Origin of the sequence: Microbacterium soli, from assembly GCF_039539005.1 — a bacterium.
GTDB lineage: Bacteria > Actinomycetota > Actinomycetes > Actinomycetales > Microbacteriaceae > Microbacterium > Microbacterium soli.
Genome location: NZ_BAABCP010000001.1, coordinates 1,081,539 through 1,101,793 on the forward strand (window position 1 = coordinate 1,081,539; position 20,255 = coordinate 1,101,793).

The 20,255-nt window shown below is 70.3% G+C and carries 19 protein-coding genes; 10 read left to right on the forward strand and 9 right to left on the reverse strand.

The features are described 5' to 3' along the window. Window positions 1-4: 4 nt before the first annotated feature. Complete coding sequence (locus tag ABD770_RS04985; protein ID WP_344818413.1) at window positions 5-1,141, reverse strand: iron-containing alcohol dehydrogenase family protein; 1,137 nt, start codon at window positions 1,139-1,141, stop codon at window positions 5-7. Then, window positions 1,138-2,328, reverse strand: a complete 1,191-nt coding sequence (locus ABD770_RS04990; protein ID WP_344818414.1) for a glycoside hydrolase family protein — start codon at window positions 2,326-2,328, stop codon at window positions 1,138-1,140. The genes ABD770_RS04985 and ABD770_RS04990 overlap by 4 nt, the downstream gene beginning before the upstream one ends. Before the next feature lie 137 nt (window positions 2,329-2,465). Between ABD770_RS04990 and ABD770_RS04995 the strand changes: the two genes are divergently transcribed. The 6 genes from ABD770_RS04995 to ABD770_RS05020 all read left to right on the forward strand — a co-directional run bounded on the left by ABD770_RS04995 (window position 2,466) and on the right by ABD770_RS05020 (window position 9,687). Beyond that, window positions 2,466-3,284, forward strand: coding sequence for an IclR family transcriptional regulator (locus tag ABD770_RS04995; RefSeq protein WP_344818415.1), 819 nt, complete (start codon window positions 2,466-2,468; stop codon window positions 3,282-3,284). Window positions 3,285-3,402: 118 nt separating this feature from the next. Continuing rightward, window positions 3,403-4,497, forward strand: a complete 1,095-nt coding sequence (locus tag ABD770_RS05000; protein ID WP_344818417.1) for a sugar ABC transporter substrate-binding protein — start codon at window positions 3,403-3,405, stop codon at window positions 4,495-4,497. A gap of 94 nt (window positions 4,498-4,591) precedes the next feature. Continuing rightward, window positions 4,592-5,395 (forward strand): ATP-binding cassette domain-containing protein, encoded by an 804-nt coding sequence (locus tag ABD770_RS05005; protein WP_344818418.1) that lies wholly within the window; start codon window positions 4,592-4,594, stop codon window positions 5,393-5,395. A gap of 2 nt (window positions 5,396-5,397) precedes the next feature. Beyond that, window positions 5,398-6,657 (forward strand): sugar ABC transporter permease, encoded by a 1,260-nt coding sequence (locus tag ABD770_RS05010; RefSeq protein ID WP_344819866.1) that lies wholly within the window; start codon window positions 5,398-5,400, stop codon window positions 6,655-6,657. Between the two features lie 78 nt (window positions 6,658-6,735). Continuing rightward, window positions 6,736-7,539 (forward strand): IclR family transcriptional regulator, encoded by an 804-nt coding sequence (locus ABD770_RS05015; protein ID WP_344818419.1) that lies wholly within the window; start codon window positions 6,736-6,738, stop codon window positions 7,537-7,539. 216 nt (window positions 7,540-7,755) lie between these two features. Further along, complete coding sequence (locus ABD770_RS05020) at window positions 7,756-9,687, forward strand: APC family permease (protein ID WP_425562759.1); 1,932 nt, start codon at window positions 7,756-7,758, stop codon at window positions 9,685-9,687. A gap of 21 nt (window positions 9,688-9,708) precedes the next feature. Here ABD770_RS05020 and ABD770_RS05025 read toward each other — a convergent pair whose 3' ends face one another. After that, entirely contained in the window at window positions 9,709-12,012 is a 2,304-nt protein-coding gene (locus ABD770_RS05025; protein WP_344818422.1) for a heavy metal translocating P-type ATPase, read from the reverse strand. A 21-nt stretch (window positions 12,013-12,033) separates the two neighbouring features. Then, window positions 12,034-12,243 (reverse strand): heavy-metal-associated domain-containing protein, encoded by a 210-nt coding sequence (locus tag ABD770_RS05030; protein WP_344818423.1) that lies wholly within the window; start codon window positions 12,241-12,243, stop codon window positions 12,034-12,036. 208 nt (window positions 12,244-12,451) lie between these two features. On the opposite strand from ABD770_RS05030, the gene ABD770_RS05035 reads away from it, so the two are divergent. From ABD770_RS05035 to ABD770_RS05050, 4 genes are read left to right on the forward strand one after another with little or no spacing between them, the layout of a single operon-like run. Continuing rightward, the gene (locus ABD770_RS05035; protein WP_344818424.1) at window positions 12,452-13,660 is read left to right on the forward strand and encodes a hypothetical protein; all 1,209 of its coding nucleotides are present in this window, start codon (window positions 12,452-12,454) and stop codon (window positions 13,658-13,660) included. Beyond that, a complete protein-coding gene (locus ABD770_RS05040) occupies window positions 13,647-14,135 on the forward strand; it encodes a hypothetical protein (RefSeq protein ID WP_344818425.1) in 489 nt (162 codons plus the stop codon). Before ABD770_RS05035 ends, ABD770_RS05040 begins: the two co-directional genes overlap by 14 nt. Continuing rightward, the gene (locus ABD770_RS05045; protein ID WP_344818426.1) at window positions 14,132-14,428 is read left to right on the forward strand and encodes a WXG100 family type VII secretion target; all 297 of its coding nucleotides are present in this window, start codon (window positions 14,132-14,134) and stop codon (window positions 14,426-14,428) included. The genes ABD770_RS05040 and ABD770_RS05045 overlap by 4 nt, the downstream gene beginning before the upstream one ends. Beyond that, window positions 14,429-14,989, forward strand: coding sequence for a hypothetical protein (locus ABD770_RS05050; protein WP_344818427.1), 561 nt, complete (start codon window positions 14,429-14,431; stop codon window positions 14,987-14,989). Window positions 14,990-15,047: 58 nt separating this feature from the next. Here ABD770_RS05050 and ABD770_RS05055 read toward each other — a convergent pair whose 3' ends face one another. From ABD770_RS05055 to ABD770_RS05075, 5 genes are all read right to left on the reverse strand, one after another. Next, on the reverse strand, window positions 15,048-15,875 hold the full coding sequence (locus tag ABD770_RS05055; RefSeq protein WP_344818428.1) for an ABC transporter ATP-binding protein: 828 nt from the start codon (window positions 15,873-15,875) through the stop codon (window positions 15,048-15,050). Next, window positions 15,872-16,933: a FecCD family ABC transporter permease gene (locus tag ABD770_RS05060; protein WP_344818429.1), complete on the reverse strand. Its 1,062-nt coding sequence runs from the start codon at window positions 16,931-16,933 to the stop codon at window positions 15,872-15,874. The genes ABD770_RS05055 and ABD770_RS05060 overlap by 4 nt, the downstream gene beginning before the upstream one ends. After that, entirely contained in the window at window positions 16,930-17,970 is a 1,041-nt protein-coding gene (locus ABD770_RS05065) for a FecCD family ABC transporter permease (RefSeq protein ID WP_344818430.1), read from the reverse strand. Before ABD770_RS05065 ends, ABD770_RS05060 begins: the two co-directional genes overlap by 4 nt. Next, window positions 17,967-18,992 carry an iron-siderophore ABC transporter substrate-binding protein gene (locus ABD770_RS05070; RefSeq protein WP_344818431.1) on the reverse strand — a complete coding sequence of 342 codons (1,026 nt, stop codon included), beginning with the start codon at window positions 18,990-18,992 and terminating at the stop codon, window positions 17,967-17,969. Before ABD770_RS05070 ends, ABD770_RS05065 begins: the two co-directional genes overlap by 4 nt. A gap of 131 nt (window positions 18,993-19,123) precedes the next feature. After that, window positions 19,124-20,248 carry a phosphoribosylaminoimidazolecarboxamide formyltransferase gene (locus tag ABD770_RS05075; RefSeq protein WP_344818432.1) on the reverse strand — a complete coding sequence of 375 codons (1,125 nt, stop codon included), beginning with the start codon at window positions 20,246-20,248 and terminating at the stop codon, window positions 19,124-19,126. Window positions 20,249-20,255 lie beyond the last annotated feature (7 nt).

A 20,255-nucleotide genomic window follows, 5' to 3' on the forward strand; every position in this document is an offset into this window, starting at 1 on the left:
GGCCTCAGGCCGCCCGCTCATAGAGTGTGATGAGATCCTCCAGCGTGACCGGGCGGGGGTTGCCCGGCAGGTCGGCCTGCGCGAGGGCGTCCGCCGCCAGGCGGGGGATCGCGTCGCGGGGCACGCCGAGTTCGGACATCGTGCGCGGCACGCCGGTCTGCTCGGCGAGGCGATGCACGGCCACGGATGCCCGGGCCGCCGCCTCGTCGTCGGAGAGGCCTCCCACCTCCTCCCCCAGAGCCCGCGCGATGCGCGCGAAGCGCGCCGGAGCGGCGGGGAGGTTGAAATCGATCACGTAGGGGAGGAAAAGGGCGTTGGCCGTCCCGTGATGCACGCCGAAGTGCGCGCCGAGGGTGTTGGCGAGGGCGTGCACGGCCCCCAGGCCCGCATCGTGGAAGCCGATGCCCGCCATGGACGATGCCACGAGCATCCCGTAGAGGCTGTCGGGGTCTCCCTGCGTCGCGGCGACGAGGTGCTCGCCGATGAGCTCGATCGCCCCCAGGCACATCGCGTCGGTGACGGGATTGGCGCCCTGCGCCACATACGCCTCGATGGCGTGGGTGAGTGCGTCCATCCCCGTGGTCGCGGCGATGCGGCCCGGCAGCCCGGCGACCACCCGCGGGTCCAGCACGGCGATCTCGGCGAACATGAGGTCGGAGACGATCACCATCTTCACCTGCGTCTCGGGGTTGGTGATCACGGCGCCCTTGGTGACCTCGGAGCCGGATCCGACGGTGGTGGGGACGACGACCACGGGCAGCGGACGGGCCGTGAACCTGTCCACGCCCTCGTAGTCGGTGATCGACCCTCCGTTGGTGCCGAGCACCGCCACGGATTTGGCGACATCGATGCTGGACCCGCCGCCGATCGCGATGAGCACATCGGCGCCGGTCGTCTCCCGCGCGCGGGCGGCGGCTTCGACGGTGTCGATGTCGGGATTGCCCACGACGTCGGCGAAGGTGCTGAACGGGATCGCCGCGCCCAGCACGTCCGTGACGATCCTGTCGATGCCCGCGGCGACGATGCCGGGGTCCGTGACGACGAGAGCCCGGGTGCCCAGGCGCGGCAGGCGTTCTGCGGCGGCCTCGAGCGCGTCCGCTCCCATCAGGAGGTGCGGTGGTGAGGAGAACTGCTGTGTCATCTCGATGTCCTTCCGGGACTGTCTCGGATCGGCTGCTGTGCCGTCGTGGAGTCGGATGCGGAACCGCCGGGGAACCCGGCGAGAGTGCGCAGCGACGGTGACGAGGCCAGTCGCCACAGCGCCTCGGTGAAGTAGTAGTCGCCCCACATCACCGACTCGTCGACCCCGAGTCCGTTGCCATGATGATAGGTCGCGTGCCGCAGGACGCCCTCCCATTCCCGGTCGGGATCCGCGAGGAACGTGCTGCCGGTCAGCGCCGTGAGGATGCCCACCGCGTACCGCGCGTACTCAGCGCCGTCGTCTTCGCACAGCTCCGCCAGCTGCAGCATCCCCGATGCGGCGATCGCCGCCGCCGACGACTCATACGGCTGGACCGGTCGCGGGTCGTCCCAGTCGTTGGGAGGGATGTAGTCCGTCCCGGTGCGCTGCACATAGGTGTCCGCGAGGCTCCGGGCGGTGGTGAGGAACCGGCTGTCGCCGCTGCCCTGGAAGGCGGTGCCGAAGCCGTAGATACCCCAGGCCAGACCCCGCGCCCAGCAGGAGTCGGAGCGGAAGCCCTGATGGGTGGCGGCATGGAGGAACTGGCCGGAGCGCGGGTCGAACCATCCTTCGTGCACGGTGGTCGCATCGCCGCGCACGAGGAACTTGCGCGTGGTGAGAGCGTGTTCCACCGCGATCCGCCGCAGGCCCTCGTCGCCGCTCAGCGCCGCGGCCCGGAAGATCACGCCGATGTTCATCATCACGTCGATGAACGTGCTGCCCGCATCCACCCAGGTGCGCAGGTAGTGACCGTTCGGATTGAATCGTCCGGCCATCGTGCGCCCCGCCTGCACGAGCACATCGGTGGTGCGCGCACTGGCATCCAGCGCATGCCACCTGCCCCAGCTGGGGTCGAACAGGAAGCCGATGTCGTGCGTGCCGGCGTCGGTCTTGCGTGGTTCGAGGGCGAGGCTGTACTGCTCGGCACGGTTCCGCCACCATTCCTCACCGCTCAGCTCCGCGAAGATCCAGAGCTGCCCGGCCAGGAACCCGCCGGTCCACACCGGTGCCCAGGGATCGTCCTCGAAATGCCACTTCCCGCGCTGCGTGTAGGTGGGGAACTGCACCGGATAGTCGGTGACGAGCCGGCGAACCTGCTCCTCGGCGACATGCAGGGCGTGCTCGATGTCGAGCGACGGCGATTCCATGGGATTTCTCCTTCTGCGCACCGGTCGTCGAGCGGCCGGACGACTTCACAGTAGGAGTGGAAAGTGAGATGCTTCAATAGCATCTGGATAACGATGTTCACCATCAGCTAACGCACGACGACGTGAAGGAGGCGACATTGGAGACCTCGACCCTGACGACCGCGCCCGAGGTCCGGCGACCGCGCACCGTGCAGTCCGTGTCGCACGCCGTCACCCTGCTGCGCGCCATCGCCCAGCGTCGCACTCCGCTGACACTGAGCGACCTGGCACGGAAGGCGCAGCTCAGCAAGCCCGCCACATACAACCTGCTCGGCACTCTCGTCTCGCTCCAGCTGATCAGGCGCGACGACGACGGGTGCTATCTGCCCGACTGGGGGCTCTACGAACTGGGCTGCCGCATGGTCGACGCGGAGGCGCTGCGCGACGCCGCCCGCGCGCCTCTGCACCGCCTGTTGCAGCAGGTGCCCGGCGCCCTGCTGCTGTCGATCATGACCGGAGACAAGGTGCTGTACGTCGACCGCGCGGAGACGTCACCGGGATTCCGCATGGTCGCCGACATCGGGCGACGTTCACCACTGCACACGACCGCGTCCGGGAAGGTCTTCCTCGCCGCGATGCCGGAGAAGCGGATCAGCGGATACCTCAGCCGTCCGCTCGTCTCGGTCACTCCCGCGACGATCACGAGTCGCCGCGCCCTCCGCGCCGAGATCGCCCTCACCCGGGAACACGGCTACGGGGTGAGCTGGGGCGAGCAGGAGCGGCTGCTCTCCAGCGTCGCCGTGCCGCTGAGGGGGCAGCGCGGCACGGTCCGAGCCGCACTGGCCGTGGTCGTTCCCACGCGGGATCTCGAGCGGATCGCTCCCAGCCGCCTGGTGCTCAGGCTCGCTCACGCGGCGACGGAGATCTGCACGGAGTGGGATCGCACGACCCTCGCACCCGAGTTCAGCGGTCGCTAACAGGATTTGTCAGAGGTTAACACTTTCTGTCGGAAACGGCTTGTCCGGCGCCTGAGGGGATGTCACGCTACGGCACAGTCGCCGACGACGACGACTCTCATCAGTGGAGGGTTCCCCCATGAAGATCACAGCAAGACATTCCGCAGTGGGCCTGATGGCCGCGACACTCCTCGCCGCCGGCCTCGCCCTGACCGGCTGCAGTGCGCCGTCCGATGCCCCGGACACGTCCTCGCCGGGCGAAGCCCCCGCGCAGGAGGCGTTCACCATCGGGCTGCTTCTGCCCGATGAGACGTCCACACGATACGAGACGCAGGATCGACCGCAGTTCGAAGCCGCCGTGAAGGAACTGTGCGCCGAGTGCGAAGTGCTCTACGCCAATGCCGACCAGGACGCGGCGAAGCAGCAGCAGCAGGCGCAGTCCATGCTCACCCAGGGCGTGAAGGTGCTCGTCGTCGACCCGTGGGACGGCGTCGCCGCGGCCAGCATCGTCAATCAGGCCAAGGCGCAGGACGTCCCCGTCATCGCGTACGACCGGCTCATCCAGAGTCCTGACCTGGCGTACGTCATCTCGAACGACTACACCAAGGTCGGAGAGCTGCAGGGACAGGCCCTGGTCGACAAGCTCAAGAAGGACGGCGTGGACTCCGGCGGCGTGGTCATGCTCAACGGGGCCAGCACGGACAACAACGCCGTCAACATCCGCAAGGGCGCATCGGACGTGATCGAGGGCGCCGGATACCAGGTGCTCAGCCACATCGAGACGTGGGACGGACCGACCGCGCAGCAGTTCGCGGCATCGCAGATCTCGAAGTTCGGCGACCAGATCAAGGCGTTCTACTCCGCCAACGACGGCAACGCACAGGCGGCGATCTCCGCCATGAACGCGGCGGGCATGGCGCTGGTGCCCACCACGGGACTAGACGCCACCCTCGCCAGCATCCAGTCGATCCTCGCCGGCCAGCAGTACATGTCGGTGTACAACTCGTTCGCCGGTGAGGCCCAGCAGGCGGCCAAAGTCGCCATCCAGCTCGCCAACGGCGAGAAGCCCGATGCCACGGCCGAGGTCAACGGCATCCCGGCGTTCCTGCAGCAGCCGCAGGCGGTGACGATCGACAACATCGCCGACACGGTCATCAAGGACGGCGTCTACACGGTCGACGAGGTGTGCACGTCGCAGTACGCCGAGGCGTGCGCGGCGAACGGCATCCAGTAGGCCCGCGCACACCGCATCGTGAGGGTGCGCACCGCCCGCCCCACCGGCGCGCACCCTCACCACCACTCGACGCAGACGGAAGGAAGGGAGCATCGTGCCCCAGTCATCCACGAAGACCGCACAGCCGCTGCTCGCCCTGCGCGGCATCTGCAAGTCCTTCGGCGCGGTCAGCGCCCTGACCGACGTCGATCTGGACGTCCACCCGGGTGAGATCGTCGCGCTGGTGGGGGACAACGGCGCGGGCAAGTCGACTCTCGTGAAGATCCTCGCGGGCGCGCACGCGGCGGACTCGGGGACCGTGCTGTGGAACGGCGTGCCGACCAGCCTCAGCAGCCCACTCGATGCGCAGCGGCTCGGCATCGCGACCGTGTACCAGGATCTCGCGCTGTGCGACAACCTCAACGTCGTGCAGAACCTCTTCCTCGGCCGGGAGAGCGGATCGGCCTGGGCCATGGACGAGGTCGACATGGAGAAGAGGTCGTGGGGCCTGCTCTCGCAGCTGTCCGCCAAGATCCCCTCGGTCCGCATTCCCGTCGCCAGCCTCTCCGGCGGGCAGCGCCAGACCGTCGCGATCGCGCGCTCGCTGGTGGGCGACCCCAGCGTCGTCATGCTCGACGAGCCCACCGCAGCCCTCGGCGTCGCGCAGACCGCCGAGGTCCTCAACCTCGTCGAACGGCTCCGGGATCGCGGCCTCGGCGTCATCCTCGTCAGCCACAACATGGCCAATGTGCAGAACGTCTCCGACCGGATCGTCGTGCTGCGCCTGGGTCGCAACAACGGCACGTTCCGCACCAGGGAGACCAGTTACGAGGAGATCGTCACCGCCATCACGGGCGCCTCCGACAATGCCGTGAAGGCACGGGAGGACTCGCACGCCAGGAAGGAGCAGGCACAGTGAGCATGAGCACCCGCCCCACCGACGGGACCTCCACGGACGGGCTCCTGGATCGCCAGGACGAACGGCTGGCCGCCGACACCGGCGCAGCCGGCCAGCTGCGCGCCGCATGGCGGCGCATCCGCAGCGGAGACATCGGCTCGCTGCCGGTGATCATCGGCCTGATCCTCATCGCCGTCGTGTTCCAGATCCTCAATCCCCTGTTCCTGTCCAGCACGAACATCGTCAACCTCATGCTCGACAGCGCGGCCGTCGGCACGATCGCCGTCGGCGTGGTGCTGGTGCTGCTGCTCGCGCAGATCGACCTCTCCATCGGCTCGGTCAGCGGGCTCTCCGCCGCCGTCCTCGCTGTGCTCTACGTGCAGTTGGGGCTGCCGCTGTGGATCGCCCTGCTCGCGCCGATGCTCATCGGAGCCGTCATCGGGCTGATCTACGCCGGACTCTTCCTGCGCTTCGGTGTGCCGAGCTTCGTCTCGACCCTGGGCGGTCTGCTGGCGGTCCTCGGGTTGCAGCTGCTGCTGCTGGGCAACAACGGCTCGATCAACCTCCCCTTCGACTCGTTCATCGTGGAGTTCGCGCAGACCATGTTCCTGCCCGCTCCCCTCGCGTACGTTCTGGCCGCGGCCATCGCCGGATGGTACCTCCTCGCCGCCGTGCACACGCGTCGCACCCGTCGGCGGGGCAGCCTGTCCGCCGCGTCGATGACCGGCATCCTCGTGCGCACCGGCACGATCCTCGTCGTCCTCGAGGCCGTGGTCTGGTACCTGAACACCTCTCGCGGGGTGGCCGCCATGTTCGTGTTCTTCCTCGCCGTCATCGCCGTCGTCGCCTACGCGCTCAAGCGCACCCGGTGGGGCCGCGCGATGTACGCGATCGGCGGCAATGTCGAGGCCGCGCGGCGCGCGGGCATCCACGTCAACTGGGTGTACGTGTCGGCATTCGCGATCTCCTCGCTGCTGGCGGCGGTCGGGGGGCTGCTCGCGGCGGGCAGGCTGGCCGCCGCGACGCTCAGCAGCGGAACCGGGGACGTGAACCTCACGGCGATCGCGGCGGCGGTGATCGGCGGCACGAGCCTGTTCGGCGGGCGCGGCCACGCGCAGTCCGCTCTCCTGGGGATCCTCGTGATCGAGGCGATCGCCAGTGGCCTCAACCTGCTCAACCTGGACTCCTCGATCCGGTTCATGGTGACCGGAGGCGTGCTGGTCCTGGCTGTCGTCGTCGATTCCCTCTCACGACGGTCCCGGGCGGCGCACGGCACGGCATAGCGTCCGTTCCGCGTGCACCTCAGCCGGATCAACACGCACGGTCCTTATACTCGCTAGGTCGAATCTGAAGGGAATCACATGGTCGCAGGAGCCGCTCCCACCCCCGGCAAGCCCGCGGGCTCCGCGCGGACGGTGCGCGCCGTCGTCCACGCCGTGCAGCTGCTGCGACGTCTCGCCCAGTCGACGGCGCCCAGTCCGCTCGGAGAACTGGCCGAGAGCGTGGGCCTGAGCAAGCCCGCCACGTTCAACCTGCTGAAGACCCTCGAACTGGAGGGTCTGGTCGGCAAGGACGACGACGCCCGCTACCGCCTCGGCTGGGGCGTGTACGAGCTCGGCAGCGCGGTCGTGCGGGGAGCGGATCTCACCCGAGTGGGCCGGTCGCACCTGGACCACCTCGCCGAGGTCACGGGCGAGGCCACGCTGCTGGCCATCATCGACGACAGCACCGTGCTGTACATCGACCGCGGGCAGGCCGACGACTCGTTCGCGATGGTCGCCAACGTCGGCCGCCGGTCGCCGCTGCACACGAACGCCTCCGGCAAAGTGCTGCTGGCGTGGAAGGACGAGGCGTTCCTCGACGCCTACCTCTCCACGACGACGCTGGAACGCAGGACCGCCCGGACCATCACCGATCCCGACGTGCTGAGGGCCGAGCTGACGAAAGTGCGGCAGCAGGGGTTCGCCACCTGCGTGCAGGAGCAGGAGGAGGGGCTGTCGAGCATCTCCGTGCCCGTCGTCGGGCACACCGGCGAGGCCGTCGCGGCGCTCACCGTCGCCGCCCCCAGCCCGCGCATCAACGACGGCTCCATGCCCGAGATCCGCGATCTGCTGCTGTCGGCGGCCACGGAGATGTCCGTGCGCCTCGGCGGTCCCGCCGCCTGATCCGAGCCCCCTCGGACCGGGACCGGAGCGCCCACGACGGCTGTCGGCGATGCCTGCGGGATCCGTGCTTGCACACCGCCTGCAGCAGGCGTAGTGTCGCCGCTCGTGGCACACGATGGCCGCGAGAGTGCGGACGCCCCGCAGCTCGCGAAACGCATCCTCCTGGGGGAACCGCTCACGACGCAGCAGGTCGATGATCAGCTGCTGCCCAAGCGCATGGCGCTGCCGATCTTCGCCTCCGACGCGCTGAGCTCTGTGGCGTACGGTCCGCAGGAGATGCTGATGATCATGCTCATCGGCGGCACGGCGCTCCTCACGCTGAGTCCGTGGGTGGCGGCGGCCGTGGTGGTGCTGCTGATCGTCGTGGTGCTCAGCTACCGGCAGATCATCCGGGCGTACCCCTCGGGCGGCGGGGACTTCGAGGTGGCCCAGCGCAACCTCGGCGAGGTGCCCTCGGTGATCGTCGCCGCCGCGCTGCTGGTCGACTACATCCTCACGGTGTCGGTGTCCATCGCATCCGGCGTCGACAACATCATCTCCGCGGTCCCGCAGCTGGCCGGGGTGCGGGTGGAGCTCGCGGTGGGGTTCGTCGCCCTCATCGTGATCGTGAACCTGCGCGGCGTGCGCGAGGCGTCCGCCGTCTTCGCGATCCCCACCTACGTGTTCATCGGGTCCGTCGTCGTCATGATCGGCACGGCCCTGGTGCGGATGCTGCTGGGCGACGCCCCCGTCGCCGCGAGCGCGGCGTACACCGTGCACGCGGAGAGCCTCGGTCAGGCGGCCGTGGTGCTGCTGATCCTCCGCGCGTTCTCCAGCGGATGCTCAGCGCTGACCGGTGTGGAGGCCGTGTCCAACGGGGTGCCGGCGTTCCGCACGCCCAAGATCCGCAACGCGAAGACGACACTCACGCTCATGGGCTCCATCGCCGCCGTGCTGTTCGCGGGGCTGACGGCCGTCGCCCTCGTGTCGGGCGTGCATTATGCCGAGAACCCCTGCGACCTCGTGGGCTTCGACTGCACGAGCCCGCAGCCGAGCCTCATGGCGCAGGTGGCCGCGGCGACGTTCGGCGCGGGCAGCATCCCGTTCTTCCTCATCCAGGCCGCGACCGCCTGCGTGCTGCTGCTGGCCGCGAACACGGCGTTCAACGGCTTCCCGCTGCTGGGCTCGGTGCTCGCCCGCGAGGGCTATGCCCCGAAGGCGCTGAACACCCGCGGCGACCGGCTGGTGTTCTCCAATGGGATGCTCGTGCTGGGGCTGGCGGCGGCCGTGGTGCTCGTCGTGTTCCAGGCGAATCTCACGAGCCTCATCCAGCTGTACATCATCGGCGTGTTCGTGTCGTTCTCGCTCGGGCAGATCGGGATGGTGCGGCACTGGCGACGCATCCTGCGCGGCGGGGCCGGGGTCGCCCCGCAGGACGCCGACGGCGGGCGGCGCTCGGCGCGCATCGGCCTCGCCGTCAACTCCGCAGGAGCCGTGATGACGGTCGCCGTGCTGCTGATCGTCACGGTCACGAAATTCGCGCACGGGGCGTGGATGGTGTTCTTCGCCATCCCCGTGCTGGCGCTGCTGATGCTGGGCGTCAAACGGTACTACCGCGACGTCGAGCAGGAGATCGCCCTCGACGACACGACGCACTTCGGCTCCACGGGGGACGTCGCGATCGTGCTGGTGAGCAGGCTGCAGAAGCCGGTCATCAAAGCCCTCGACTACGCCATCGCCGCTCGGCACGAGAAGACCATCGCCGTGCACATCGCCCTCACACCGGAGGACGGGGAGGAGCTTCAGCGGCAGTGGCGGCAGCACGGCATCCCCGTCCCTCTCGTGATCGTCGACTCGCCGTACCGCACCTTCGCCCGACCCGTGGAGCAGTTCATCCTCCGGTACCGCGAGCGGCACGGACCGTCGGTGGTGACCGTCTATCTTCCGCAGTACATCGTCGGTCACTGGTGGGAGAAGCTGCTGCACAACCGCCGCGCGCGCCGCATCGCCGCGCAGCTGATGCTCGTGCACGGCGTGACGATCACCCTCGTGCCGTGGCTGCTGGACTCCTCCGAGCTCATCTACGGGCGGCGCTCGCGCCCCCTGCCCGGCCAGCAGCGCGCGGGCCGGCCGGTCGCCGACGAGGGACGGAGCGGCGACCGGCGGTGACCCCGGCGCCCGGAGCGGGCCTCACCGGAAGGAGCGCAGGCGCAGGCTGTTGCCGACCACGAAGACGCTCGAGAAGGCCATCGCGGCACCGGCGAGCATGGGGTTGAGCAGGCCGAGGGCCGCCAGCGGGACGGCGGCCGTGTTGTACGCGAACGCCCAGAACAGGTTGCCCTTGATCGTCCTCAGCGTGCGCCGGGAGAGGCGGATGGCATCCGAGGCCGCACGCAGGTCCCCGCGCACGAGGGTGATGTCGGACGCCTCGATGGCGGCATCCGCGCCGGTGCCCATCGCCATGCCCAGATCGGCCTGCGCGAGGGCGGGCGAGTCGTTGACGCCGTCGCCGACCATGGCGACGACGCGCCCGTCGTCCTGCAGTCGCGCGACGACGGCGACCTTGTCGGCCGGCAGCACCTCGGCGATCACCTCGGCGATGCCCACCCGGGCGGCGACGTCCCGGGCGACCGCCTCGTTGTCACCGGTCAGCAGCACGGGCGTCAGCCCCAGCGCCTTCAACTGCGCGACGGCCTCCGCGCTCGTGGCCTTGAGCTCATCGGCGACGGCGATCATGCCCCTGGAGGCGCCGTCCCAGGCGACGAGGATCGCCGTCCGCCCGGCGGCCTCGGCATCCGCCTTCGCCGCCAGCAACGCCTCCGACGGATGCACGGACCAGTCCTCCAGCAGGGACAGGCGCCCGGCCAGCACGGCGTGCCCGTCGACGATGCCGGAGACCCCGAGGCCCTCGTGGTTCTGGAACGACTCGACGGGCGGCAGCGCGGTGCCGTCGGTCGGAGCATCCGTCGTCGTGTCGGCGTGTCCGTCCTCGACACGCCGCGCCGGGCCCGCCGGCTCCGAACGGCGGTGCGCATCCCGCGCGCGCGAGGCGATGGCGCGGGCGATGGGATGCTCGCCGGCGTGCTCGACGGCGCCGGCCAGGCGCAGCAGCTCCGCGGCATCCGTACCCTGCTCGGGCACCACCTCGACGACGGTCATGCGCCCCTCGGTGACCGTGCCGGTCTTGTCGAGCAGGATCGTGTCGACGCGGCGGGTGGACTCCAGCACCTCCGGCCCCTTGATGAGGATCCCCCGCTGCGCGCCACGGCCCGTGCCCACCAGGAGCGCCGTGGGCGTGGCCAGCCCCAGCGCGCACGGGCAGGCGATGATGAGCACGGCGACAGCGGCGGTGAACGCCATGGACGCCGGGAAGCCCAGCAGCAGCCAGGCCACCAGCGTCACCAGGGCGATGCCGATGACGATCGGCACGAAGACGCCCGAGATGCGGTCGGCCAGGCGCTGCACCTCGGCCTTGCCGGTCTGCGCGTCCTCGACCATCCGGGTCATCTGCGCGAGCTGCGTGTCGGCGCCGACGCGGGTGGCTCGCACGACCAGACGCCCGCCGGCGTTCACGGTGGCGCCGGTGACGGCATCCCCCGCCACCACCTCGACGGGGACGGACTCCCCGGTGATCATCGACCGGTCCACGGCCGAGGTGCCGCCGGTCACGACGCCGTCGGTCGCGATCTTCTCTCCGGGGCGGACGACGAACTCATCGCCCACGCGCAGCTCGGCGATGGGGATGCGCACCTCGGCACCGTCGCGCAGCACCGCCACGTCCTTCGCCCCGAGCTCCATCAGCGCACGGAGCGCCGCACCGGCCTGCCGCTTGGCGCGCTTCTCGACATAGCGTCCTGCGAGCACGAACATCGTCACGCCCGCCGCGACCTCGAGGTAGATGCTGCCTGCCCCGTCGGTGCGCTCGAACGCGAACGAGAACCCGTGCCTCATGCCGGGCATCCCGGCCGTGCCGAGGAACAGCGCGTACAGCGACCACAGGAACGCGGCCGAGGTGCCGAGGCTGATCAGGGTGTCCATGGTGGCCGCGCCGTGGCGCAGGTTCACCCAGGCGGCGCGGTGGAACGGCCAGGCCGCCCACACGACGACAGGTGCTGCGAGCGCCAGCGACGCCCACTGCCAGTAGGTGAACTGCAGCGCGGGGATCATCGCCAGCAGGATGACCGGCACGCTCAGCACGATGGATCCGATCAGACGGTGTCGCAGCACACGCAGCTCGGGGTCCTCATCATCGTCCTGACGGGGCTGCTCTGCCGCGGGGACGGATGCCGTGTACCCGGCGTTCTCGACCGTGGCGATGAGCAGCGCCGGGTCCACGGCCCCCGCGACGACGACCTGGGCCTTCTCCGTCGCATAGTTGACGGTGGCGGTGACGCCGTCGAGCCTGTTGAGCCTCTTCTCGATGCGCGTCGCGCACGAGGCGCACGTCATCCCGCCGATGTCGAGATCGATGCGGGAGGTCTCTGCGATGGTCATGGGTGCTCCGGAATCGGATGCTCAGGCGACGACGGCCCGGTAGCCCGCCTCGTCGACGGCGGCGATCACGGCATCCGGGTCCACGGGGGCCACGGAGGTGACGATCAGGCGCCCCGTGGCGGCGCTCACGTCGATGCCCTCGACGCCGGCGATCTGCTCGACCTCCTCGCGTACGGACATCTCGCAGTGCGCGCAGGTCATCCCGGTCACCTGGAACTCTGTGGTGGTCATCTCGTCCCCTCGATCGCTAATACCCCCCTAGGGTACTCTTGTCCTGCCTCAACCAGATACCCTCTCTGGGTATTCCGGTTCGTCGGATCGGCAGGAGGCGGCGCCCGCCCTGCGACGGGGATGGGGAGTTGTCCCCGCGCGTGCACAGCGCCCCGCGGGGTAGCCTCGTCCAGGACGACGCAGAGCGAGACACCTCAGGAGAGCCGACATGATCGATGTGGACATGGGCCAGCTGTCGCTCGCGCAGCAGCTGCTGACCAGGCAGAGCGAGCACGCGGATGCCATCGGGAAGCACCTGGAGCAGTACGCGCGCATGACGGCGGGCGAGCTCGGCCTCATCCTCATGCTCTTCAAACCGATCGGCGACGCCGTCGTGGACGCGGGCATCGGCGTCGCGAACCTCTCCCGCAGCGCGTCGAGCCTCGGCGCCGAGCGGATGGGGCAGACCGTCCAGGCCTATCAGGATGCCGAGGAACGGGCGCACGAGCTGATGAGCCGGGTGATCCTCATCCTCACCCAGCAGCCGCTGCCGCCGTACCAGGCGCCGGAGATGCCGACCCTCGGCGGCGCGATCGACCAGGCTCCGTCGCGCTACGGCGAACCGGACGGGAACCTGTTCAACCAGATCTTCTGGGACGGCTTCTCGTTCGGCGAGTGGGCGGATGAGACCTCGCAGCGGGTGACGGACCGCATCCGCTCGGGGTTCTCCGACTCGCGCGAGGTCGTCGAGACCTCGGATGCCCGGTCGTACCTGCCCCGCCCACAGGGCGAGGATCCCGAGATCGAGAGCATCCGATGGAGCGCGGGGCCGATCTTCGGCGGGGTCGACTGGATCTGGGAGCAGCTGTTCGGATACTCCCTCCTCGAGGAGATCACCAAGCCGTTCGTCGGCGACTGGGAGAGGATGCGGGAGGCCTCGCAGGCCTGGAAGCACACCGGCGACGCGCTCACCGCCATCTCGCAGAACTACATGGGCCTGCTCCCGCCACTGGCCGTCTGGCGAGGCAAGGGCTCGGAGGCCTTCCTCGCCGCGGCGGGCGTCATCTCGCAGGCCCACACCGTCGCTGCGGGTCCGACGGGGCTGATCTCCACGGCGCTGACAGGCCTGATCTTCGCCTGCAAGCAGGCCGTGAGCCTCATCCTCGGGTACCTCAAACAGCTCGGCTACGACCTCATGCTCATGGCGGGCATGGCCGCCGTCCCCGTGGCCGGCTGGCTGGTCGACGCCGTCGTCGGTGCGATCAAGATCATGGAGTGGATCGACCAGGCGCGCAAGATGTACAAGATCATCAACTTGATCTACGACCTCGTCTCCAGCATGGCGGGCAACGTCTCCTCCGCCGTGGACGCGGCGCTGCGCATGTCGGACCTGTACGAGGGGATCATCCGGGCGGGAGCTGTCCGTGTCGGCGTCTGATGACGATTTCGAGCCGGTCGACGGGACGTTCCCCGAGAAGCTCGCGCACATGCTCCGCGTGATCCAGGAGCAGACCGCCGCGCTGGAGGCGGATCGGGCGGCGCACGAGGCGGCGTTCGCCGACGCCGAGAAGAAGCGCGCGGAAGCCGCCCGCGCGGGCGAGCTCGGACCGGAATGGCGCATCGTCCAGCGCCGGATCGACACCGGGCGGACGACGTTCGCCGACGTGCTCTCCGGCGCCGACACCTCGGAGGAGGCCGAACGGCTGCGCGGCATGGCGCGGCAGAACCTCTCCCGACTGCGCGCCTCGTGGGAGGAGTCGCTCGACGACGAGGACGAGCCCGCGGCCCGCGCGGAGCGAGCACCGCATCTTCAGGCTCAGGGCCTGGCCCGCGAGGCCCAGCAGAACTACGACGAGATCGCCGCGCAGATCGCACAGACCCTGCGCGACGCACGACGAGGAGGACAGTGGTGAGCGAGAGCGCCTACAAGGTCGAGCCCGACACGCTCGATATCGCCGCGACGGACATCACGAGCACCCGGGAACTGATCGACGGGCACCAGCTGGAGCTCGATCAGGCCACGGCCGAGCTCCTGACCCAGTGGACGGGTGCGGCGTCGGAGGCATGGGGGCGGACTCAGGCCGGCTGGCAGAGCGACCTCGGCGACGCGATGGCCGCGGCGACGGCGCTGTCGACGGCCGTGCGCGAGGCGGCGGACGGCTATCGGGATGCCGATGACGCCGTCTCCCGCGCATGGAGCATCTGAGTGTACGTCGGGCACGGCAGGAGCACGAGAATCGCCCCGGGCACGGATCGGCACGGCATCCGCGGGGCGCGGTTCATCGTGCGCGCCGCCCCCGCCGCCGCGCTGAGTGAGGGCGTCTCCGCTCTGCGGTCCGCGCGCTTCGTCCCGGACACGACGGCTCTGCAGGCGACGCTGACCGCATCAGGAGGCCCGTGGGTCGCACAGGCCCTGACCATCGGCCGCCCCGCACGTCGATGGGCGCTCACGCACATCGACTACGAGTACTTCCCGCTGAACCTGCTGCCGTTCCTGTGGCCGCGCGTCGCCCTGACCCTGGCCATCGCCTGCGCACGGGCCACGGAGGACGGCACCGAGCTGATCGTGTACGCCCAGCCGTCGATGCTGCGCGCCGGGGAGCGGACGAACGACAGCGGCCCGCTCATGGTCAAGGCCGCGGAGGCCCTGCAGCGCCGCTTCACGGCATCCGGCGCCCTCATCAGCCACGGCGAGGTCGCCCGCATCGACGATGACGGCTGCCCCGCCTCCCGCGCCTTCGTGCGACAGCGCCTCGGCTGGAGCTGAGCCGGACACCGCGCGCCGCCTGTTCGAGCTCGATCGTGACGAGCGACCGGAGGATTCCCTATTCCGCCGACACCGCCACCTCGGGTCCGCGGGCGTGGTGACGCCCGATGGGGGTGACCATCGGCGTTCCCGACACGGGATCGACCGTCACGTGGTTCGCCATCCCGAACACCTCGCGGACCAGGTCGCTCGTGACGACCCGCTCCGGCGCCCCCACCGCGTGCACCCTGCCCTGCTTCATCGCGACGAGCTGATGGCTGTATCGCGCGGCGAGATTCAGATCGTGCAGCACCATCACGATCGTCGTGCCCCGCCGGACGCTCAGGTCCGTGAGCAGGTCCAGCACCTCGACCTGGTACGCCACATCGAGGAAGGTGGTGGGTTCGTCGAGCAGGAGGATGTCCGTCTCCTGGGCGAGGGCCATCGCGATCCACACCCGCTGGCGCTGGCCGCCGGAGAGCTCGTCGACGCTGCGGTCGGCGAGATCGGCGATGCCGGTGGCCTCGAGCGCGTCGGCGACGACATCGTGGTCGTGCGCGCTCCAGCGAGACATCGCCCGCTGATGCGGGTGCCGCCCGCGCCCCACGAGGTCGGCGACGGCGATGCCCTCCGGAGCGATGGGCGACTGCGGGAGCAGCCCCAGCACCCGGGCGACCTCCCGGGTGGAGCGGCTGCGGATCGACGCGCCGTCCAGCAGGACCCGGCCGGATGCCGGGCGCAGCAGCCGGGCCAGGGCGCGCAGCAGCGTGGATTTGCCGCATCCGTTCGCCCCCACGATCGACGTGATCCGTCCGGGCGCGATGGTCAGGTCGAGCCCTTCGACGACGAGACGGTCGCCGTAGCCGAGGGTGATGTCGACGGCTTCGAGCTGATGACTCACGGTCACAGTGACGCCCCCTGTCTGTTGATGCGGATGAGCAGATAGATCAGATACGGTGCTCCGAGCACGCCGGTGATGACGCCGACGGGGTACCGGGAGCCGAGGGCGAACTGGCCGATCAGGTCCCCGGCCAGGACGAGCACGGCCCCCACCAGTGCGCTGGGGACCAGCAGCGCGGCGCCGGGGCCGGTGATGCGCGCGGCGATGGGCCCGGCCATGAACGCGACGAAGGCGATCGGCCCGGTCGCGGCGGTGGCGAAGGCGAGCAGCGCCACCGCACCGACGATGAACAGCGCTCGGGTCGCATCGACCCGCACCCCGAGGCCGGCCGCGGAGTCGTCGCCCAGTCGCAGCATCCCCAGCGCGCCGGACTGCGCGAGCAGCACCGGCAGCACGACCAGCAGGACGATCGCGAGGGGTGTCACCCGCTCCCAGGAGGCGTTGTTGAGGCTGCCGGTGAGCCACTGCATGGCGGTCTGGATGTCCCACTGCGCGGCGCGCGAGAGCACGTACGAGACGACGCTCTGCAGCATCGCGGCCACGCCGATCCCGATGAGGATCAGCCGGGTGCCGGCGAAGCCGCCGCGCACGGACAGCAGGTAGATCGCGAAGGCGGTCACCAGGGCGCCGCCCAGGGCCAGCAGCCCCACCACGGGGCCGTCCGCCGACAGCACGATGATGCCGAAGACGGCCGCGGCGCTCGCCCCCTCGGAGATGCCGATGATGTCGGGGGATGCCAGAGGGTTGCGCAGCATGGTCTGGAAGGTGACGCCGGCGATGCCGAACGCAGCCCCCGCCAGGACCGCCAGCACGGTGCGCGGCAGCCGCAACTCGCCGACCGTGAAGGACGCGCCCGGCACGGGGCGGCCGAGGATCACCTGGATGACCTCGCCGGGGCCGTAGAAGGTGTTCCCGACCATGAGGGCCGTGCACACCAGTGCCAGCAGCAGCGCGCCGAGCACGATGCTCGCCATCGCATGGCGTCGGTGGCGGGCTCGCCGTCCCCGGCGCACGGCGGCGGAGGTTCCTGCGGCGGGTGCGGAGCGGTCCACGTCGACGGTCACAGCTCACGCACCTTCTGCCTGCGGACGATCCAGATGAAGATCGGGGCGCCGATGACCGCCGTGACGATGCCCACCTGGATCTCCTCCTCGGACGCGATCAGTCGTCCGACGATGTCGGCCGCCAGCAGGAGCACCGCACCCGCCATGGCCGACAGCGGCAGCAGCCAACGATGGTCGGTGCCCACCAGCATCCGGCACAGATGCGGGATGACGAGGCCGACGAACCCGATCGGTCCGGCGATCGCCGTCGCCGCACCGGCCAGCACCACGGCGCCCAGGGCCGAGATCAGGCGGGTGCGGAGCACCCTCTCCCCCAGGCCCGCCGCCAGATCGTCGCCGAGTGCGAGGGAGTTCAGGCCGCGCGCGCAGGCGGCGCAGATCAGGGCGCCGGCGGCGAGCACGGGGACGACGACGGCGATCTTGGTCCAGTCCGCACCGCCCACGCCGCCGATCTGCCAGGACTGCCACGCCTGCAGCAGCTCCACCCGGGGCAGCATGACGGCGCTGATCAGCGAGGCGAAGGCCGCCGAGGTGGCGGCGCCGGCGAGAGTGAGCTTGAGCGGAGTGGCGCCCCCGCGCCCCAGCGACCCGACCGCGTAGACGAAGACCGCGGCGGCCGACGCGCCGACCACAGCCACGGCGATCTGCCCCCAGGCGCTGGTCACGCCCAGGAACGCCAGCCCCAGTACGACGGCGAGGGAGGCGCCGTTGGTCACACCGAGGATGCCGGGATCGGCCAGCGGATTCCTCGTGACCGCCTGCATGGCGGCTCCCGAGACGGCCAGGGCCGCACCGACGAGCACCGCGAGCACCGTCCGGGGCACGCGCTTGACCACGGCTGCCCTGCCCAGGGTCTCCTCGTGACCGGCGAGCCCGGCCAGGATGTCGGAGAGGCTCACCGCGCGCATCCCGAACGACACCGACAGCACCACGAGGATGATGAGCACCGCTCCTCCGGCGACCAGCCACAGCGTGCGCACCGTCACCGGATGCCGCACCGCCGCGGCATCCGGTCGAACGGATGCGACAGCGCTCACTGTCCGGACAGCGGGGCCGCCAGCAGGGCGAAGTAGTCGTCGATGCCCCACGGGATGGACAGCGGCGAGGGGTTCGCGGATGCCGCCAGCGGTGTGGCATCGGGCAGGATCGCCACGTGGCCCGCGGCGATGGCCGGGATCTTCGACAGCAGCGGGTCGGCCTGCAGCGTGGCGATGAGCGAGTCGTCGCCGTAGCCGACGAACACGTCGACGTCGTCGAGCTCGTCGGCCTTCTCGGAGCTGACGGTGAGGTAGAAGTCGGTGCTGTCGGCGTGCGCGTCGACGATCGACGGCATCGGCAGACCCGCCGCGGCGAGGAACCCCGGGCGCGTGTCGGCGGCCGTGTAGTAGCCGACCTGGCTGAGATCGCTCGGGTCGAGATAGGAGAACAGCACCTTCTTGCCCTTGAGCGCACTGTGCGCCTCCAGCGCCGCGGCGACCTCGCCGTGCAGCTCGTCGATGAGCTCCGCGCCCTCCTCCGCCAGCCCGAGGGCGGCGGCGTTCATCCTGATCATGTCGTCGACGGACGTGCCCCAGGCCACGCCGGGATAGGCGACGACGGGCGCGATCTTCGACAGCGTGTCGTACTCCTCCTGGGTCAGCCCGGAGTACGCGGCGAGGATGACGTCGGGGTCGGTGTCGCTGACGGCCTCGTAGTCGATGCCGTCGGTGTCGTCGAACAGCACGGGCGTCTCGGCCCCCAGCTCCTCGAGCCTGTCCTCCACCCAGGGCAGGACACCGTCGCCGTCGTCATCGCCCCAGGTGGCCTTGCTCATGCCGACCGGCACGATCCCCAGCGCCAGCGGCACCTCGTGATTGGCCCAGGCGATGGTCGCGACGCGCTCGGGCTTGGCGGGGATGACCGTCTCGCCGTAGACGTGCTCGATCGTCACCGGGAAGCCGGCATCCGCTCCTGTGTCGGCATCGGCGGCGGCCGTGTCGGGCGCGGAGCCGGAGCAGGCCGCCAGGCCGAGGACGAGAGCGGTGGCCGCGACGGCGCCGAGGATTCGGGAAGTGCGCACAGGCGTTCCTTCACTGTGAGAGGGCAGGGGTGCTGAAGTCAGCGTAGGTAAGCCTACCCTTACTCCATTGTCACGCTCAAGGGTGTGACAGATCCTCGTGCTGCTGCCGGTCCCGAGGAGGCCGGCCCGGCTCAGTGGTGGAACAGGCGCAGTCCCGTCGTGACGAGGGGGATGCCGTGCTCGGCGGCGGCCGCCGCGACCTCGTCCGAGCGCGTCGAGCCGCCGGGCTCGACGATCGTGCCCACGCCGAACTCCGCGGCGTGGTCGACGTTGTCGCGGAACGGGAGGAAGCCGTCCGAGACGAGGGTGACGTCGTCGAGCCGCTGTGCCCACTCCGCTCGCCAGCCGTCATCGCCGTACCGGCCCGCGGCCTCCGCACCGAAGAGCCCCTCGAACTCGACGAGCTGCGCGCGGGTCATCTCGGCGCCGGCGAAGCGCACCTGCCAGTTCAGGCGGTCCTGCCTGCGCATCCCCTCGACGGTCGGCAGCTCACGGACGAACGGATGCCGGCGCAGCCACCACACGCGGGCCTTGGCCCCCGCGAGGCGCACGCAGTCGACGCGGTTCTGCTGCCCGGCGCCGATGCCGACCGCCGCGCCGTCGCGCACGAGCACGACGGAGTTCGACTGCGTGTAGCGCGCGGTGGCCATCCCGAGCAGGGCGTCGCGGCGGTGGCGCCCGTCCAGCACGCCCGCCGGGAGCGCGGCGGCCAGGTCCGCGGCATCCCGGTCCTGCTCGATGACGGTGCCGAGCACCTCACGACGCTCGCGCGCCGGCGGCGCCCAGTCGGCACCGGCCTCGAAGACGAGGAACCGGCCGGACTTCTTCCCACTGAGGACGCCCACCGTGCCCTCCTCGTAGCCGGGGGCGATCACGGCGTCGCAGATGACCGTGCGCAGGAACTCCGCGGTCTCGGCATCCACCGGCCGCGACAGCGCCACCACGTCCCCGAAGGACGACTTCGGGTCGGCATCGCGGGCCCGCACGTAGGCCGAGATCAGGGTGTCCTCACCCACACCGGACGTGCGCCAGGTCTCGGCGGCGACCTCGTCGACGGGCCCGGCCAGGGCCGCACCCGCGGGGGACACGTGCTTGAACGACGCCGCCGCGGGGAGGCCACCCGCCTCATCGGCCTCGCGCACGAGCGCGAACGCGTTGAGCGCGTCGAGGTAGTTGATCAGCGAAGGCTCGCCGTTGAGGACGGCGGGGCCGCCTTCGACCGAGGCGGACTGGTGCGGATTCATTCCGTAGCGCATGGATGCT